The organism is Bacillus methanolicus (genome assembly GCF_028888695.1).
GTDB classification, from domain to species: domain Bacteria; phylum Bacillota; class Bacilli; order Bacillales; family Cytobacillaceae; genus Bacillus_Z; species Bacillus_Z methanolicus_B.
This window is the reverse complement of the sequence record NZ_PNFF01000001.1, coordinates 305969-323884: the sequence shown is the minus strand read 5'-3', so window position 1 is coordinate 323884 and position 17916 is coordinate 305969. Positions and strand designations below refer to the sequence as shown.

At 39.1% G+C, this 17916-nt stretch carries 13 protein-coding genes and 2 pseudogenes; 2 read left to right on the top strand and 13 right to left on the bottom strand.

Annotation, left to right across the window (positions count from 1 at the left end; translation table 11 throughout):
- Nucleotides 1-73 precede the first annotated feature (73 nt).
- Both C0966_RS01700 and C0966_RS01695 read right to left on the bottom strand, forming a co-directional pair.
- Entirely contained in the window at nt 74-2029 is a 1956-nt protein-coding gene (locus C0966_RS01700; protein ID WP_274853433.1) for an LTA synthase family protein, read from the bottom strand.
- Between the two features lie 153 nt (nt 2030-2182).
- The gene (locus C0966_RS01695) at nt 2183-3436 is read right to left on the bottom strand and encodes a sensor histidine kinase (RefSeq protein WP_425535911.1); all 1254 of its coding nucleotides are present in this window, start codon (nt 3434-3436) and stop codon (nt 2183-2185) included.
- Between the two features lie 391 nt (nt 3437-3827).
- Between C0966_RS01695 and C0966_RS01690 the strand changes: the two are divergent.
- Both C0966_RS01690 and C0966_RS18520 read left to right on the top strand, forming a co-directional pair.
- Nucleotides 3828-4123, top strand: a pseudogene (locus C0966_RS01690) (permease); the annotation flags it as partial.
- Nucleotides 4084-4188, top strand: a pseudogene (locus C0966_RS18520) (TIGR03943 family putative permease subunit); the annotation flags it as partial. The pseudogenes C0966_RS01690 and C0966_RS18520, both read left to right, overlap by 40 nt.
- A gap of 75 nt (nt 4189-4263) precedes the next feature.
- On the opposite strand, the gene C0966_RS01685 reads toward C0966_RS18520, so the two are convergent.
- The 11 genes from C0966_RS01685 to C0966_RS01635 all read right to left on the bottom strand — a co-directional run bounded on the left by C0966_RS01685 (nt 4264) and on the right by C0966_RS01635 (nt 17836).
- Nucleotides 4264-5037, bottom strand: a complete 774-nt coding sequence (locus tag C0966_RS01685; RefSeq protein WP_274853431.1) for a Cof-type HAD-IIB family hydrolase — start codon at nt 5035-5037, stop codon at nt 4264-4266.
- 275 nt (nt 5038-5312) lie between these two features.
- Nucleotides 5313-6215, bottom strand: a complete 903-nt coding sequence (locus C0966_RS01680) for an ROK family protein (protein ID WP_274853430.1) — start codon at nt 6213-6215, stop codon at nt 5313-5315.
- A 405-nt stretch (nt 6216-6620) separates the two neighbouring features.
- Complete coding sequence (gene cydC / locus C0966_RS01675) at nt 6621-8348, bottom strand: thiol reductant ABC exporter subunit CydC (RefSeq protein ID WP_274853429.1); 1728 nt, start codon at nt 8346-8348, stop codon at nt 6621-6623.
- A complete protein-coding gene (gene cydD, locus C0966_RS01670) occupies nt 8348-10063 on the bottom strand; it encodes a thiol reductant ABC exporter subunit CydD (RefSeq protein WP_274853427.1) in 1716 nt (571 codons plus the stop codon). The genes cydC and cydD overlap by 1 nt, the downstream gene beginning before the upstream one ends.
- Nucleotides 10063-11076, bottom strand: coding sequence for a cytochrome d ubiquinol oxidase subunit II (gene cydB / locus C0966_RS01665; RefSeq protein ID WP_274855692.1), 1014 nt, complete (start codon nt 11074-11076; stop codon nt 10063-10065). Before cydB ends, cydD begins: the two co-directional genes overlap by 1 nt.
- Nucleotide 11077: 1 nt before the next feature.
- Entirely contained in the window at nt 11078-12484 is a 1407-nt protein-coding gene (locus C0966_RS01660) for a cytochrome ubiquinol oxidase subunit I (protein ID WP_274853425.1), read from the bottom strand.
- 320 nt (nt 12485-12804) lie between these two features.
- A complete protein-coding gene (locus C0966_RS01655; protein ID WP_425535910.1) occupies nt 12805-14019 on the bottom strand; it encodes an ISL3 family transposase in 1215 nt (404 codons plus the stop codon).
- Between the two features lie 189 nt (nt 14020-14208).
- A complete protein-coding gene (locus C0966_RS01650) occupies nt 14209-15174 on the bottom strand; it encodes a siderophore ABC transporter substrate-binding protein (RefSeq protein ID WP_274853423.1) in 966 nt (321 codons plus the stop codon).
- A gap of 19 nt (nt 15175-15193) precedes the next feature.
- Nucleotides 15194-15949, bottom strand: a complete 756-nt coding sequence (locus tag C0966_RS01645) for an ABC transporter ATP-binding protein (RefSeq protein WP_274853422.1) — start codon at nt 15947-15949, stop codon at nt 15194-15196.
- Nucleotides 15943-16893, bottom strand: a complete 951-nt coding sequence (locus C0966_RS01640; RefSeq protein WP_274853421.1) for an iron chelate uptake ABC transporter family permease subunit — start codon at nt 16891-16893, stop codon at nt 15943-15945. Before C0966_RS01640 ends, C0966_RS01645 begins: the two co-directional genes overlap by 7 nt.
- Nucleotides 16886-17836: an ABC transporter permease gene (locus tag C0966_RS01635; RefSeq protein ID WP_274853420.1), complete on the bottom strand. Its 951-nt coding sequence runs from the start codon at nt 17834-17836 to the stop codon at nt 16886-16888. The genes C0966_RS01640 and C0966_RS01635 overlap by 8 nt, the downstream gene beginning before the upstream one ends.
- Nucleotides 17837-17916 lie beyond the last annotated feature (80 nt).

Below are 17916 nucleotides of genomic sequence, written 5' to 3'. Positions count from 1 at the left end.
AGACAAAAACCAATATTTCATTGTTAGCGGTTTTACGCCGCTTTATAAAAAAAGCTGTTGAGTTTCTCAACAGCTAATTAGTTTTTGAAGCATCTTCATTTATATTTTCTTTATGATTGTAATCATATTGAGAGCGGTCCACCGGTTTAAAGCCTTCAGGTGTATAGAACCGTAATAAGTCGCCATTTACTACCCGATCTGAAAGATCTAATTTTAGTTTCGCTTCTTCCTCTAATCTTGCAATCTCCTCATTTTTTTCGATTATACTTCCGGATCTATCATAATATTTGCCATTCACAGCACTTACATTTGGGCTCACAAAATTTCCATTTCGGAAAGGAACAAGCTGGTCATGCTGTTCAGATAATAAGTCTGTACCTAATTGCACGTAGTTCTTTGTATCGATTCCAAGCAAATGAAGCAGTGTTGGGAGCAGGTCGACTTGTCCGCCATATTGGTGCATAATGCCGCCTTCTATCCCCGGAACACGGATAAATAATGGCACCCGCTGTAATTGAGCATTCTCAAACTCATTCATTTCTTTACCGAGAACTTGCTCCATTGCTTTATTGTGATTTTCTGAAATACCGTAATGGTCACCGTACATAATAATAACAGAATTGTCGTACAAGCCCGATTCCTTCAGATAATGAAAGAATTCTTTCACAGCTTCATCTAAATAACGGGCTGTTCGGAAATAATTGTCTACGGAAGAATCTCCGGTCGTATGTCCCTCAATCGTTGCATCTTCTTCATCAATCGGATAAGGGAAATGGTTGGACAATGTAATAAATTTTGTATAAAACGGCTGCGGCAACGACTTCAGCAATGGCATTGATTCCGCGAAAAACGGTTTATCCTTTAATCCATAATTAAGGACGTCCTCTGGATTCATATTGTAGTAGCTTGAATCAAAGAATTTATCATAACCAAATGATTTATAAATTTCATCGCGGTTCCAAAATGATTTGTTGTTGCCATGAAATACCGCAGATGTATATCCATGTTGTCCTAAAATCGCCGGTGCTGCCTGATACGTATTTAAACCTTTTGTTGAAAAAGCTGATCCTTGTGATAGACCGAACAATGAATTTTCCAATAAAAATTCCGCATCAGCCGTTTTTCCTTGCGCCGTTTGATGGAAAAAGTTATCAAAGTATAGCGTATTGGAATCTCTTGTTAACGAATTTAAGAATGGAGTAACTTCTTCACCATTTAACTTATAGTTAATAACAAAATTTTGCAGAGATTCCAAATGGACGTAAATTACGTTCATTCCTTTGGCTTTACCAAAATATTTCGGGTTAGGTTCAGCATAATTTGATTTCGTATAATTAACAACTTCTGTAATATCATTACTGTCGGCTAAAACCCGCTGAGCGGAAGATTTCGTGCTTTGGATCGCATCATAAATCGTAAAGTTGTACATGCCTAAATATTTAACAATATAATTTCTGTCAAACGTCCTTGTTAATAATTGAGGACGGTCGATTTCAGCCAAAGCAATATTTGCACATAAAATGGCTATCGCTGATAGAAATACGAAACTCACTTTACGGCGTGAAACCTTAGATTGCTCAGTTTTTAACTTCCAAACAGCCATTAATACCATTAAAATAAAGATGTCAATGAAAAATAAAGGATCATATGGTTTTAACAAAGCAACAATATTCCCGCTGACATCTCCAAAGTTTTTAGACTGCGTTAATGTAGGAAGTGTAATAAAATCGTTGAAAAAACGATAATAGACTACATTCGCAAATAATAGAAAAGTTAAAATAAAATCAATCCCAATGATCCAATAATAGCGTGATTTCCCTTTTGCAAAAAGTGCAAATCCGAGAAAGAAAAGGATCGATCCGATCGGATTTATAAAAAGCAAAAACTGCTGCATAGAATTATCGATACCTAAGTTAAACTCAAATTGCTGCACTAAATACGTTTTTATCCATAACAGGATGGCAGCCAATAAGAAAAAGCCGGCATTTTTATTGAAAATATTTTGGCCTTTCACCATTAAATGTTTCATATTTGTCACCTTCCTGTTTTTTCTAGTGTAATATGTTTCGATAAACTTCATTTTTTTTGGCGACAATAATATGATACCATAGCTGTCAAGTGTGAATGAAATTTATGCTTATTATAAAAAACATGAAAAAAGCTGCTATTTTACAGCTTTTTTTCATTCTATGTCTTTACTAGTGAACGGAAAGCGGATGACAAATTTTGTTCCCTTTCCTTTTTCACTGGCTACTTCAATTTCACCATTATGGAGCTGGACTAATTGTTTCACAATCGAAAGCCCAAGTCCAAATTCACCATAAGGATTGGTCGTCCTTGAAAGATCGGCTTTATAGAAGCGCCGCCAAATGTTTTCGATTTCAGCCGGATCGATCCCGATCCCGGTATCTTCTATTTCAATAATCGTTTCTTTAGAGCGGGACTTTCCTCTTAACCAGATCGTTCCATTTTCTGTGAATTGGATGCTGTTTTTCGTAACATTGATCAATATTTGCATGAGGCGATCATAATCTGCATTTACATATAGTTCCTCATCCACTTCTACAATGATGCTGTTGTTCTTTTCTTCAGCAAGAATATCTAATTGATCTTTAATAATTTCTAATACTTCGATCAGCTGAATATCCTCTTTCAAAAGCTTAACTTGATTCGATCTGATTTTTTCATAGTCGAGGTTTTCATTTACGAGCCTGATTAATCTTTTTGTTTCCTGGCTGACTAATTGCAAACCTCTTTCTTTTTCCTCTTCCGGAATCATGTCATTTCGAAGCCCTTCGATCACACCGCTGATTGTTGTTAAAGGAGTCCTAAGTTCATGAGAAACATCCGCCATGAACTGACGTCTTCTGTTTTCGAGACTTTCAATCTCTTCCTTCGAAGAATGTAATTTTTGCACCATATGATTGAAGTCCTCTGCCAATTCACCGATTTCATCAAAATTGGATGATGGGATATGAACCGAATAATCTCCGGCTGAAACTAATGATGTAGCCTCCTGAATCCGTTTAATACGATTCACATGGATTTTTGACAAGATCCAGCTAAGAAATAAAGATACGATAAGGGCAATTAATACGGTATAAAATAAATATTGGTTGATTTGCGAGATCATTTCTCTTGAACCGCTGATAGGAGAAGTAAGCAAAATGCCGCCTAAAAAAGTGCCATTTTGAAAATATGGCAGCAAGACAAATGTCACTGCCTTATCGAACCGCTTAATGTCGTTTTTCACGACAATCGGATTGCCATTTAAAATTTTTTCCCATTCTTCATCAGATAATGTGATTTCAGCGCGGTGCCCTCCTATTGAAGTTTTCAAATCTTGATCAAATAAACTGAATTGAATGTTCCTTCCAGCTAAAACGCGCCCGTACTCATCTAAAACATGCTCAGCTCCAATTCTGCTTCGTTCCAAATCCCGAAGGATATTTTCACCGTACTTGTTTAGGATGCTGGACAAAGTGATATAAGAGATCAAATTCTTTTGGTGTTAAAGTAGTCATTCCTGTTTTGAAGATTTACGATTCCGACAATCGCTTTTGACGCATTTTCCACAATATCCGCAATCGAATTTGTTTTATTCGTATTAATAGTCATAGAAAAATAAAAGAAAAATCTGTTGTTTGAAAAAATTGCAGATTTATTTGTTTCGGGGATTGATTTTGTGGTTTTTTTTTAGAGGTACATAAAGAAGCAAACTGAATTCACTTTCTTTAGAAAGTTATTTCCAACTGATTCGAAATCGTGGAGTTGCTATTATAATAGATATTGTATCTTTTTTTATTTACATCGATTGGAGGCATAATGTGACTTCACAATCATTTTTACAGCTCAATTCCATTTTTATTAGTATTTTAATAGAAGCTATTCCATTTGTACTTATTGGCGTATTTATTTCCGGTCTCATCCAGATGTTTATAACAGAAGGAATGGTCGCAAGAATTATACCGAAAAACCGCTACCTTGCTGTTCTGTTTGCATCGACAGCTGGAGTATTTTTCCATCCTGTGAATGCGGAATCGTTCCGATAACCCGCAGGCTTTTATTAAAAGGCGTTCCTCTTCTTCCGTTTACTATCAGCCTTTTAAATCTACCATTCCTGTTCTGAAAGTTAAGGAATGGCACCAAATTGAACAACCGAAAGATCCTTATGTTTATCGTAGTTAAGCTGTCATTGAAAAACAGGGGCTAACTCCGAACCTTTGCTTCAGAGTTAGCCCCTGAAATTTATTTTATCAATTATTATAATAATCCCAATAATTCAAGACCGTAAGCAATCCCGTCTTCCGTAACATCTTTTGTTATATGTCTGGCGACTTTTTTTACAGATTCGTGTGCATTCCCCATTGCGACGCTGTTTTTTACAAACCGAAGCATTTCAATATCATTTAAACCGTCCCCAAAAGCATAAACCCGGTCTTCTGAAACTCCTAAATGGCTGATGACAGCTTTTATGCCTCTTGCTTTCGAGCCGCCTGCCGGTAAAACATCTGTTGATACCGGGTGCCAGCGGATAAAGTCAAACTGTTCAAACTTTTCCATATAGTCCTTTTCTTCTCCCTCAGTACAAAATAACAGAGATTGATAGATTTCACGGTCTTCAAAGTATTCCGGATCATAGGGCGGGTGGCTAAATTTCAATGTTTCGATACTCTCTTGTATGTGTGGATGATACTCGATGTTTGATTTCATTTCTTCATGGGATAAATATACGAGCGGATGCTGTTTTTTCGAGGAATACTCCGCCAGTTTCCGTAAAGATTCTAAATGAAGCGGATTTTTATATACAACTTTATTTTTAACAACTACATACTGTCCATTAAAAGAAACATATGTGTCAATATCGAGCTCTTTTGCCAAATCTCTAAACATAAACGGCGCCCGCCCTGTCGCAATGCCGACTTCATACCCTTTTTCTTTTAAAGCGTGAATAGCTTGCTTCGTAGAATCAGGAAGCTGTTTATCATGATCAAGCAAAGTTCCGTCAATATCAAAAAAAATCATTGTTTGGCTCATAATATCTCCTCTCTTTGGCTGAAAGTTGATTCTATCTGAATGAACATAAGAATATATTTCATCTCATTCGATTTCGAATGGGTTTACTTTCGTTACAGTTGGTCTGACTTTAGAAGAATCCCAACTCATGCCATTATAACAAAAATACTGATAATGCGCATTTCAAAGACTATGCAGCACAAAGTGTTTTGTTTTAGTTCCTTGTGTCAAATAAGAGAGATAAAAAATAAACGAGCCATAGGAGCAGTCTCCATGACTCATCTATCAAAGTAACCTCAAACGAGATTTTGATACGCTTGTTTCTTTTCCTGGTATGCCTGTTTTGCCAATAGAAGTGCACCGACTATACCGGCATTCTCTTTTAAACCCGGGGGTACGATATAATCCTCAATACTTGTAGAAAGCTCAGGCAACGCAATATAATTGTTTAACAATTGTTGTATATATTTGTAAATATAAGTAAAAATTTGTTCTTGCTTCATAACCCCTCCGCCAATAATGATCTTCTTTGGCGAAAGAGTAAGAATATACTGCATGATTGCCTGGGCAAGATAAAAGCCTTCCATATCCCAAACTTCTTGCCTATCTTTCAGCTCTTCACCTTTTTTATCCCAGCGTTCTTCGATCGCCGGACCAGCTGCCAGCCCCTCTAGGCAATCTTGATGATACGGGCAATTTCCTTTGTAATTGTCATTTGGATGGCGCCTTACAAGAATATGCCCCATTTCAGGGTGTGAAAGTCCCTGAAGAAGTTTCCCTTGGATGATGGCGCCTGCACCAATACCGGTTCCAACAGTAATATATAAACAACTGTTAAGTCCTCTAGCAGCTCCTAATGCAGCCTCCGCTAAAGCGGCAGCATTAACGTCTGTATGAAATCCGATGGGAATGTTAAATTTTTCTTTAATTGCCTGAACGAAGGGATAGTTACTCCAAGCTTTTTTTGGAGTCGTTGTTATATAGCCGTATGTCGGACTTTCCGGGTTAACATCAATCGGTCCAAAAGAGCCAATTCCAATTGCATTCAATTCAAATTCTTTAAAGAAACCGATCACCTTCCCAATAGTTTCTTCTGGAACAGTTGTCGGGATTTCGATTCTTTTCAAAATATTTCCATCCTCATTTCCAACAGCGCAAACAAATTTAGTGCCTCCCGCTTCAATACCGCCAAGCAACATAAGATACCTCCGTTTTTAATGGTTGCTATTATTTTATATTTACTGATGCATAATAAAATCATCATCTATCTTTGATTTATGGTCAACAGTTATTAACCATTTTCTTGTCCTAACGGGAGTAAACGTAGGTTGAACGGGAGTAAACACCTTCCGAACGAAAGTAATCGTATCTTGAACAAGAGTATAAACCTGCTGAACCAAAGTAAACCTATCTTTAAAGAGATTAAAAGCCAAAAAAATAATCCATCCTTGTGCTTACCGGCATTAAATGGATTATTCTTCTGGACTACTGATCCCCTTTTGAGGGAAAGGTCATTGGATGACCACTTTGTGTTACTAGCACCGGCGGTATTTTTTCATTCAGGAACACATTAGCAGCAAATCCTATTTCTACTACCCATTCATCTAAAACGGACGATCCAGTGCATATAAACGGCGGTATTTTTCTTCACTTTTTAAAAGTTGCTGATGGCTGCCATCCATGGTGATTTTTCCTTGTTCAAGGAACAGAATGCGATCCATTTTCTCTACGCCTATCAAATGGTGCGTTACCCAGATGATCGTTTTTCCTTTCAGTGTATCGAAAATGTCAGCCAATAGGTTCAATTCTGTGATTGGATCGAGCCCAACAGTCGGTTCATCCATGATGACGATCGGAGTATTTTGCAATAATATCCGGGCCAGTGCGATTCTTTGCCGTTCGCCGCCGGAAAAGCGCTGTCCTGTTTCATGCATGTTCGTCTCATACCCTTTAGGCAAATACATAATCATTTCATGCAATTGAACCATCTTAGCCGCTTCGAATACTTCTTCATCCGTTGCTTCCGGGTTCCCAAGGCGAATGTTATTCATAACGGACGTATTGAATAAATAAGGCTTTTGGTTGAGAACTGCCATGAATTTTGGAACAGCCAATCCCAACTCATGTGCATTCATCCCATTAATCCGCACTTCACCGCTAGTCGGTGCAAGGGCTCCCTGGATCAATTTCAGCAGCGTTGATTTTCCTGCTCCGCTGCGCCCGATAATGGCGATTTTCTCACCCTGTCCAATTTCTAAACTTACATCTTCAAGCAATGGTGTTTCAGATTGATACCCGAATGATACATGGTTTATTTCAATCGCTGCTTCAGATGTGTCCGGTGCATCGTTAAAATTCTCTGATTCGATCCATGGCGGGGCTTCTGCTTGAATGGCTTCAAGACGCTTTAATGAATCTTGATAGGTTGTTGTTTCGCTGACTGCCCCTGCAATCGGCAAAAAAGATTCTACCAAGGACAGTGCTGCAAGACCGCAAGCAGCAATGAGCGTAGGCGGGAATTCTCCACTTAGCGTTTGCCCATTTGCCCAATAGATGGCCAAGACAACAACGGAACCAAGCACCATCTGATTCAAAACGTCCCGCCAGTTCACAAAGGAATGCTTCTTCGTTTCGAGTGCGAGCAGTTTTTGTTCTTGTTCTTCGTATCGCTGAATAAAAGTCGCGTATTTCCCGCTGAATATCCAGTCGCTTATGCCAAAAATCGTATCGGTAAACTGTTGATATTGTTTGTGTCTTCCTCTTTTCAATTGTTCGTTTTTTGTTCTCGTATAAATAAACGAAACAATTGGTCCGACAAAAATCAACAGCCCGATTAATACAGCAAGGAGAATGGCGAATGGAATTGAGAAAAGTCCTGTACAAATAATAATCACTGTGTAAATGACTAAAGAAACAATTGAGGGAAAAAGCGTTTTTAAGTAAAAATCCTGCAAATGTTCAATATCATCGGCGAGTACACCCAAAATGTCGCCCGAACGCATGCGGGAACGAAGAAACAAGGCTTGCGGCTCAATGATTTTATATAAGCGGACGCGCATTTCGGAAAGAATTTTTAAAATAAATTGGTGTCCTGTCAGCCTCTCCACATAGCTGAGCGCAGCTCGGCCAAATCCGAATGCACGGACACCCACAATCGGCACATAAACCATTAAAATATTTTCCGGTTGTGTTGCCGATTTCGAAATTAAATAACCCGAAGTAAACATTAAGGCTCCGCCAAAAAGAATGGTAAGCGATCCAAGAAGAATAGCCAACGCAAACAAGCCGCGATATTGACGCAAATATGGAGTAATCCATTTCTCTTTCTCCATTAAATGCCCTCCATTTGAGTTTTCACAAGCTGATAATAAGTAGAATTCTGCTTCATTAACTGTTCGTGTGTTCCGATTTCCACTATTTTTCCTTGATCAAGAACAATGATTTCATCCATATCAAGCATCCAATGCAAGCGATGCGTGGCAAAAAATACAAGCTTCCCATTAAACAGCTGCAACATCGTTTCTTTCAATTCGTATTCCGTTTCAATATCAAGATGGGCAGTCGGCTCATCAAGCATGATAATAGGACGGTTGCCCAAAAATGCACGTGCGAGGGCAATTCTCTGTTCTTGTCCTCCGCTTAAGCTCCGTCCGCCTTCCCCTATGATTGTCTTGAATCCATGCGGCAGCGATTGAATCACTTCAGCGAGCCCCGCTCTTTCTGCGGCTTCCTCTACATCTTTCTCTGTTGCCTCCGGATTATAAAAACGAATATTGTTTAAAACCGTATCGTGATAGATGTAAGGGTGTTGAGGAATATACGTTATTTGACTTTGCCAATCTGATTGAGACAAAGTTGTCAACTTCTTGCCGTTTATTTGAAATTCACCTGACGAAGGTGTTAAAAATCCGCTTAATATATCAATCATTGTCGATTTTCCTGCACCGCTCGCTCCGATAATCCCGATTTTTTTCAGTCCTGAAACCGAAAATTGGATATTTTGCAAAGACGGACGATCGCTGTCTGCAAATCGTACACTCAATCCTTCAACAGAAAGTGTGCTTTCTGATTTCCAATAAGGGATCGCCTCCTGTTTTTGCTCGAGCGTTTCTTTATCGAGGATTTCCTGAACCTTCTTGCCCGCTTCTTTGCCGTCAAGCGTCGCATGGTAATCGGTCCCTACTTCCCTGATTGGCAGGAAGTATTCCGGTGAAAGGATCAAAATCGTCAACGCCGGGAGCAGCTCCATCTTCCCGTTTATTAAATCCAATCCAAGAAAAACGGCAACGGTCGCGATTGAAAGCATTGTAAAAAAATCCAATGCAAACGAAGATAAAAAGGCGATCCGCAAAGTTCCCATTGTGGCCTTTCGATATCTTTCACTTACGAAAATAATTTTGTCGATGTGCTGCCTGCTTAATCCCAAATATTTGAGCGTCTCCAACCCTCTTAAAGAGTCGACAAAATGATTGGACAGCATTTGATAAGATTCATATTGGCGATCGGCTTTTACTTTTGCCGCCAATCCAAGCAAAATCATAAAGGCAATAAGGATCGGAACGGCTAAGGCTAAAATGACACCGGAACGGATATTCATAAAAAAGACAAAAATGCAGATCATGGCGGGTATAATTGCCGAATTTATCATTTTCGGAAGAATAAGCTCCAAATAGCGGCGGAATTTCATCATCCCTTCCAACACCAAGGTGACTGTCTGTCCGGAACCTTCTTCTTTTACAAAACGGGGCCCTAGTTGAAACAACTTTTGCAATAATGATTCCCGAAACTCTTCACTCGTTTTAGCAGCAAAATGGTAGGCTATATTTCTTTTCCAAACGGCAAGCAGTTGGCGGACAACTAACGCCAAAAAGAAAATGGACAACTTTTTAATGACATTAGCAAACAAATCTCCCCCGAAAAGGGAGGAGATTGCGTCTGCCAGATAATAAGCCTGAATAATAATGATAGTACCTTGAACAGCTGTTAATATTGCCAGCCCGGCAAGGACCGGCTTTATCCCTTTGTAAGAGAAGAACGTTTTATCCATCAGTACGTTAAATGCTCCTTGTCAGATACCCGTTTACGGAAAACGTAGTAGCTCCAAATCGAATACCCTAATACAAACGGTAAAATCGTTAAGGCCGCTATTGTCATTACTTTTAAGGAGTATGCCCCGCTGGATGCATTATAAACTGTTAAATCAAAGGCTTTATTCAGGGAGCTGACCATCACTCTCGGGAACAGTCCAACGAAAATCGAGGATACCGTTAACACGATGCCCAGCCCAGTCATAGTGAATGCCCATCCTTCGCGTTTTTTGGAAATAAAATAGTATGCGAATCCATAAGCCAGCACTATCAATGCGACAATGATGATCTCCGGAATACGGCGTACCTCAAAAATATCTGTCATAAACCAAGAGAGCCCCACAAAGATGACAAGTGCTCCAAATACGGCTAACAGTACTTTTTTCGCCAATGCAGCTGAACGTTCTCTTATCTCTCCTTCTGTTTTTAAAGACAGAAAAGTCAAACCATGCAATAAGCACAGTAATGTAATCGTTAAACCGCCCCAAATTGAATAAATATTAATCACATCCGAGAACTGTGCGGACATATTCATATCTTCATTAATCGGCATACCCTTCAGCATGCTTGTAAACAGAACACCAAAAAGGAACGGCGGCAGCAGGCTTCCGATAAAGACCATCCAGTCCCACACATTCGTCCAGCGCTCATCATCAACCTTGCGGCGGAATTCAAAGGAAACACCGCGTACAATCAGGCTCAGCAAGATTGCCAGCATCAGCAAGTAATAGCCGCTGAACATCGTTGCATACCAGTTCGGAAAGGCTGCAAAAATGGACCCCGCTGCAGCGATTAGCCATACTTCGTTCGCGTCCCAGAAAGGACCGATTGTATTCACCATGACGGTCCTCTCTTTTTGGTCGCGGGCAAGAAATCGAGTCGACATTCCTACGCCAAAATCAAAACCTTCAAGAAAGAAGAAGCCGATAAAGAGTACGGAGATTAAGACAAACCAAAGTTCACTCAATTCCATCTTAAACACCTGCCTTATTGAACGGATCTGTTGATACAGTTGAATTTTCATCTTTATGCTCTTCCGGTCCATGCTTTATTTCACGAACCATCAAATAAACCATCACACTCGCAAGAATCGTGAAAATCAGCGTGTACATAATAATTGAAGTTAAAATGGTCTCTGGAGAAACATTTGGTGATACAGAATCTTTAGTCGTCAACAATCCAAATACCGTCCATGGCTGACGGCCCACTTCGGTCATGATCCATCCGAAAGTGTTTCCCAAAAACGGAAATGAGATAGCCGGAAGAAGCAATTTCAAGAACAAACTGCTTTGCTCAAGGCGCCCCTTTTTCCATAGATACAAACCAATCATTGATAATAAGATCATCGCTGTACCAAAGCCAATCATTAACCGGAAGCTCCAATACGTTGTCTTGACCGGCGGGATATAATTTGTCCCTTCGCCCACGATTGAATCGTATTTTTCCTCATATTCGGCTTGAAGAGTTTTCATTCCTTTTAGACTGCCTTCAAATTTAGAATAAGATAAAAAGCTTAATGCATAAGGAATATTTAGTTCATACTTATTTTCTTGTTTCTCTGTATCAATCCAGGCAAATACTGACCATGGAGCAGGATCAGGTGTATCTTCCCAAATACCCTCTGCAGCTGCCATCTTCATAGGCTGTGTTTTCACAAGATATTGTGCTTGGGCATGTCCGCTGAAGGCAGTTCCAAGACTTCCGATTAAACCAATGATTAATGCGAGATTCATGGATTTTCTGTAGAATTCAACATGTTTCTTTTTCAAAAGGTTATAGGCACTAACACCGGCAACGAAGAACGCTCCGGTACACAATGCACCTGTGATGACATGCGGAAATTCCACCCATAATTTTCCATTGGTGATAAGTGCAAGAAAATCAACCATTTCCGCCCTGCCATTTCTTATTTCATAACCGACAGGCACTTGCATAAAGGAGTGTGCCGTTAAAATCCAAAATCCGGATATCATAGACCCAATTGATACAAGCCAAATACTTGCCAAGTGTACTTTTTTTGGGAAACGATCCCAGCCAAAAATCCAAAGGCCAATAAAAGTAGACTCCATAAAAAAGGCAAGCAACGCTTCAATGGCCAGTGGCGCTCCGAATACATCACCCATAAATCTAGAATAATCGGACCAGTTCATCCCAAATTGGAATTCCTGAATAATTCCAGTTACAACCCCTACAGCAAAGTTAATCAGGAACAAATGTCCCCAAAATTTCGCCATATTTTTGTAAATCTCTTTTTTCTTCACAACGTATAATGTTTCCATTATCGCGATCATAAATGCCAGCCCAATGGTAAGCGGCACGAAAAAGAAGTGGAAGATTGTAGTCGTAGCAAATTGTATCCTTGCCAACATTACTGGATCCATCGTTGTTCCTCCTTTAAGAATTTCGCCAGAGTTAGTTCATAAAATGTTCATAATTTCACATGAATAAGCACGATTAATAATATGGAAAACTTGAAAACTCCACAAAAATAAACAGGCCACTTTCCGGGCGACGAAAACAATTTTTATTTCCATTCTCTATTAAAAGAGAATCTTACTTAACACTATAACAAAAAAACTGTCATAACACCTTTGACAGTTTGACAATTATGTTACAAAAAAACGACGAAAATCGTAATCAATGTTCTTAAAAAAATAGGTTCTCCGTCAAATGTTGGGGTGATGACTTTGTGTCCTCACCCTTATCCAATGTGAACCCCAATTCCTTTATACTGATGTGATAATAAAATTTTAGCCCTGAAGCGTTCAAAACTTCTGAAGCCAAAGGCATTCCGTTTTTGTACTTTGGTCAAATTATTGATCCCTTCCAAAAATCCGTTGGAACAGTCATAAACAAAACTGTTAAGGATTTCTGTCTGCCAGTTTTGAAAGGTCTTTATGGCCTTCTCCATCTCTGGGATTTCCGAAGCTTCAACCAATCGGTAAAACGCTTTTAACTCCTCTTTCACCACGGCAATTTGATCCCTGCCAATCTCTTTGGCACGTGTAAACCATTCTCGATAGTCCTTTTTGAGTTCGTATGCCTTCCTGAGCTCCTCGGACATATCCTGATAACGCTCTAAATACCAGCGTTCCTCTTCCGTAAGGCGGTCACTGGCCTTGTGGAAGACATGTTTCATTCGCTTGCACTTTTTACGGTCATAATCGTGAAAATCCTGTTGGACTCGCCTTCTCACCGCATCAAGCGCCCAGTAGATATACCGGCAGAAGTGAAATCGATCTGCGATAATAACCGGACGCCCCAGTGCTGCCTGGACAGCCGCCTTAAACGATTGGTTCATATCCATAATGACCACTTGGACCTGGCTTCCGTGCTTTTGAAGGTATTGCTTAATGGTTTTTTTATACCGATTGGGGAGGATATCCAATGGCTTTTTTGTCACCCCGTCGGCTATGATTAATTGGTATTTGCCTTCCTTCGTATCGCCTTTGTATTCGTCAATGGCAATGATTTTCGGCAATTCCTCAACCGCACGGATTTCACTGCTCGCCAAGCGGTCAAACCGGCGGACTACCGTCGACGCAGAAGTGCCATAGTTCTCAGCGGTTTCCTTGAAGGTCTTTCCTTTGATGGCCCGGATGGATACGGCCTGGTTCCACTCAATGGAAGTGCGTTGGTAGCGCTCGACTATGGAGTTTTTCTCAGAGAAACGTTTCCCGCAGCTGCATACATATCTCCGACGTCTATAAAAAATCTGGGTCTTTCGCTCAAACCATTTCAAATGCTGGATTTTCTGGATCCGGTAATCATGAACACGGCTTGTCCTTCTGTTACAACGGGGGCAACGATGCATCTTTCGTTCCATCTCCACATGAAACTGTACAACTTCCCCAACTTGTTCCACTTTGGTCAGGACAACCTCTTTTAAACCAAGAATATACATGATAAAATTCATATACACGCAACTCCATTCTTTAGACTTGTTTCTGGACAATTCAAGAATAAAGGAATTGGATGTTTGCGTGTATTTTTTATGCAAACGAAAGTGTGTTTAAACCCCAACAAATATTATAGAGCCAAAAAATAAACTACCTAATTCTACATTACTCGAATTAGGTAGTTCAAAAAATTTGTTTTATAGAAATTATTCAATGCCTTTTTCGATTTCCTTCACCATCTCAGCTACTGAAATCAAACCTCCACCTGACAGATACCAATAGTTAGGATCCAAATACACAATATTGTCATTCTTATATGCTTTCGTATTTTTTACTAATTCATTTTCAACCGTTGCTTTTGCAGACGAGCCGCCGCTTCCTTCTACCACCGCTCCTCTGTCAATAACAAATAGATAATCGGGGTCTTTCTCAACGATATACTCAAACGAAATGTTCTGGCCGTGTGTTGATACTTCAATATTTTCATCTACAGCCTGAACTCCAAATACATCATGGATCAAACCGAATCTTGAACCAGGGCCGTATGCACTGATATTCCCTTCATTTGCTAAAATGACCAACCCACTCTTGCCGCTTTCTGAAGCTTTTTTATGTAAAGCTTCAATTGATTCCTTCACTTTTGCCAGTTCTTCTTCCACTTCGCTTTCTTTGCCAAAGATTTCGCCAAGAGTTTTAGTATTCTTTTCAAAGGATTCCATATATCGAGAAGTATCAATACCTAAGAAGATAGTTGGAGCAATTTTACTTAATTCTTCATATGCATCTTGCTGTCTAGCGGATATGATAATTAAATCCGGATCGATCTCGCTGATTTTTTCAAAATCGGGTTCCTTTAAACCGCCTACATTTTCATACTTTGAATCTTTATATTTTGAAAGATATGTAGGAATATTTGCTTGAGGTACGCCCGTTACCTCTACTCCAAGCTTATCTAATGTATCCAGTACGCCAAAATCAAAAACAACCACTTTTTCAGGATTTTTCTTTACTTTTGTTTCGCCAAGCTGATGTTTAATGGTCAATTCTTCCTGCTTCGTATCATTGCCTGCATTTGATCCATTCGTTTTTTCGGCTGACTGATCGGAACCGCATCCTGCAGCAAATATGGTTAAAATAGCGATGATAAAAATCAAGGAAAATCTTCTTCTCATTTTTTTCACCTCATATTGATTAATAAAAAATACATACCTTTTTCCTGTTAATTTCTTCAATTTGAATATCCATGTCATAAACATCCTTCAAAACCGTTGGATTAATAATTTCGTCGGTAACTCCTTCCTTCACCACCCTTCCATTTTTAAGAGCTACAATATAATCTGAATAAGATGCTGCAAAATTGATATCATGTAATACGATCACAACCGTTTTTCCTAATTCATCTACTAATCTTCTTAACACTTTCATAATTTGAACAGAGTGTTTCATATCAAGATTGTTAAGTGGTTCGTCCAAAAGAATATACTCTGTATTTTGGGCAATCACCATGGCAATAAACGCTCTTTGTTTCTGCCCTCCGCTTAACTGGTCCAAATATTTATTTTGCATCTCTTCAAGTCCCATATATTGAATTGCTTCATCGACATATCTCCAATCCTCTTCCGAAAGCCTTCCTTGGGAATATGGAAAACGCCCAAAGGAAACGAGTTCTCGAATCGTCAGCCGGAGATTAAGGTGGTTCGACTGCTTTAAGATCGATATCTTTTTTGCTAGATCATTGCTTTTCCATTTGCTTATTTCCAGGTTGTCAATAAAGATTTCACCCTCATCTTTTGAAATCAAACGGCTTATCATCGACAAAAGCGTACTTTTGCCGGCTCCGTTCGGACCGATAAAAGAAGTAATTTTCCCTTTGGCAATATTGATTGAAACACTTTCTACCACATGTTTATTTCCGTATCGTTTCGAAACATTTTTTACTTCTACCATGATTTATTCTCCTTTAATAGAAGATAAATAAAGTAAACGCCGCCAATAAAATTAATAATGACGCTTAATGACGTTGAGAAGGTGAAAACTCGTTCAACAATGAGCTGTCCCCCGACTAAAGCAATGATGCTGATCAACACAGAACCCGGAATTAAATATTTGTGCTGATATGTATGAAAAAGCTGATAGGCAACGTTGGCTACCAATAGACCAAGGAACGTAATGGGTCCCACCAAGGCTGTCGAAATGGAGACAAAGATGGCGATGACAAACAGCAGCCTTTTCACGACACAATCATAATCAACGCCCAAGTTTATGGCCTGTTCCTTTCCTAGAGAAAGGACATCAAGGTATTTAATAAATCTGGAAAAATAAACCCCAGCTGCCAGCATGAGTATAATGGCGATGAAAAGAATGTCTGTATTGACTTGATTAAAGCTGGCAAACATTCGATCTTGTATCACTAAAAATTCATTTGGGTCAATCAACACCTGCATAAATGTTGAGAGACTTTCAAAAAAGATGCCGAAGATCATTCCGACTAACAGCAAAAAGTAAATATTCTGGCCTTCTTTTTTAAAAATCAGCCTGTATAAAAATCCGGCGAATAATATCATGACACCAACAGAAATGATGAAATTGATATTTTTATTGTTAACGGTCAGATTCATCGAACCAAAGAGAAAGACGAGAAAAGTCTGGATCAGCATATAGAGTGAATCCAACCCAATGATACTTGGAGTTAAGATCCTGTTATTCGTAATTGTCTGGAATACAATTGTCGAAATGGCAATGACCCCGCCAGTTAACACAATTGCCAGTATTTTTTTGACTCTTCTCGGAAATACATATTCCCAATTGCTTCCTATATCTAAAAATACAAATGATGCCGCTAATAGTATCGCCAATGCTGCGAGAGCCAAAATTTTCCCTTTATTACTCATATGCCTTTCTCCTCATGATGAAGTAAAGAAATATCCCACTTCCGATCACACCTACTGTAAGACCGATCGGTATTTCGTAAGGATAAATAATGACGCGGCCAAAAATGTCGCAGGCCAATACAAAAATGGCTCCGAGCAATGCTGTATGAGAAATACTTTTCTTAAGATGGTCTCCCATATACATCGAAACGATATTCGGTATGATAATCCCAAGAAAAGGAATCATTCCTACAGTAAGAACTACGATAGAAGTAATAAGCGCTACAATGATCAACCCTATATTGACTATCTGTTTATGATTAAGGCCTAAATTGATCGAGAATTCCTCGCCCATTCCTGCAATCGTAAATTTATTCGCAAAAAAATAAGCAATGAAAAGCGCTGGAATGCTAATATATAAAAGTTCATACCGCCCTTCAATCATCATCGAAAAATTGCCTTGGAGCCATGAGGTAATGTTTTGAATAAGGTTATTTTTATAGGCAAAAAATGTTGTAATCGAGCCTACAATATTCCCAAACATTAAACCGACGAGCGGTACAAAAATGGCATCTTTGTATTTTACTTTCTCTAATATTTTCATAAATATGTAAGTTCCGAGCAGCGCAAACAGAAAAGCGACAAGCATTTTTACGATTGGACTTGCGGAAGAAAACAGCATCAGCGATACTAAAATTCCTAGTCTTGCAGAATCCATCGTTCCGGCAGTTGTCGGCGAAACGAATTTGTTTTGCGTAAGCTGCTGCATGATTAAACCGCATATACTCATACTCATTCCGGCAATCATAATGCTGATCAGCCGAGGAAACCTGCTAGAGAATAAAATATGTATTTGGGTTTCGCTTAATTGAAAAACATCAAATGGAGAGAGATCTTGCACTCCTATAAAAAGTGAAATCATTGATAAAACAACTAGTGTAATAAACAAATATCTTTTTTTCATGACGTCCCTTCCTCTTCTCTTGAACAGAGGATTTTATCAAGCAATCCGGAAAAGAGAATCATTATCAATTGAAGCTAAAA

What these genes read in the sequence shown, in the direction of transcription:
- C0966_RS01700 (WP_274853433.1), bottom strand. Translation starts at nt 2,029, where the DNA reads ATGAAACATTTAATGGTGAAAGGCCAAAATATTTTCAATAAAAATGCC.
- C0966_RS01685 (WP_274853431.1), bottom strand. Translation starts at nt 5,037, where the DNA reads ATGAGCCAAACAATGATTTTTTTTGATATTGACGGAACTTTGCTTGAT.
- C0966_RS01680 (WP_274853430.1), bottom strand. Translation starts at nt 6,215, where the DNA reads ATGTTGCTTGGCGGTATTGAAGCGGGAGGCACTAAATTTGTTTGCGCT.
- cydC (WP_274853429.1), bottom strand. Translation starts at nt 8,348, where the DNA reads ATGGAGAAAGAGAAATGGATTACTCCATATTTGCGTCAATATCGCGGC.
- cydD (WP_274853427.1), bottom strand. Translation starts at nt 10,063, where the DNA reads ATGGATAAAACGTTCTTCTCTTACAAAGGGATAAAGCCGGTCCTTGCC.
- cydB (WP_274855692.1), bottom strand. Translation starts at nt 11,076, where the DNA reads ATGGAATTGAGTGAACTTTGGTTTGTCTTAATCTCCGTACTCTTTATC.
- C0966_RS01660 (WP_274853425.1), bottom strand. Translation starts at nt 12,484, where the DNA reads ATGGATCCAGTAATGTTGGCAAGGATACAATTTGCTACGACTACAATC.
- C0966_RS01655 (WP_425535910.1), bottom strand. Translation starts at nt 14,019, where the DNA reads ATGAATTTTATCATGTATATTCTTGGTTTAAAAGAGGTTGTCCTGACC.
- C0966_RS01650 (WP_274853423.1), bottom strand. Translation starts at nt 15,174, where the DNA reads ATGAGAAGAAGATTTTCCTTGATTTTTATCATCGCTATTTTAACCATA.
- C0966_RS01645 (WP_274853422.1), bottom strand. Translation starts at nt 15,949, where the DNA reads ATGGTAGAAGTAAAAAATGTTTCGAAACGATACGGAAATAAACATGTG.
- C0966_RS01640 (WP_274853421.1), bottom strand. Translation starts at nt 16,893, where the DNA reads ATGAGTAATAAAGGGAAAATTTTGGCTCTCGCAGCATTGGCGATACTA.
- C0966_RS01635 (WP_274853420.1), bottom strand. Translation starts at nt 17,836, where the DNA reads ATGAAAAAAAGATATTTGTTTATTACACTAGTTGTTTTATCAATGATT.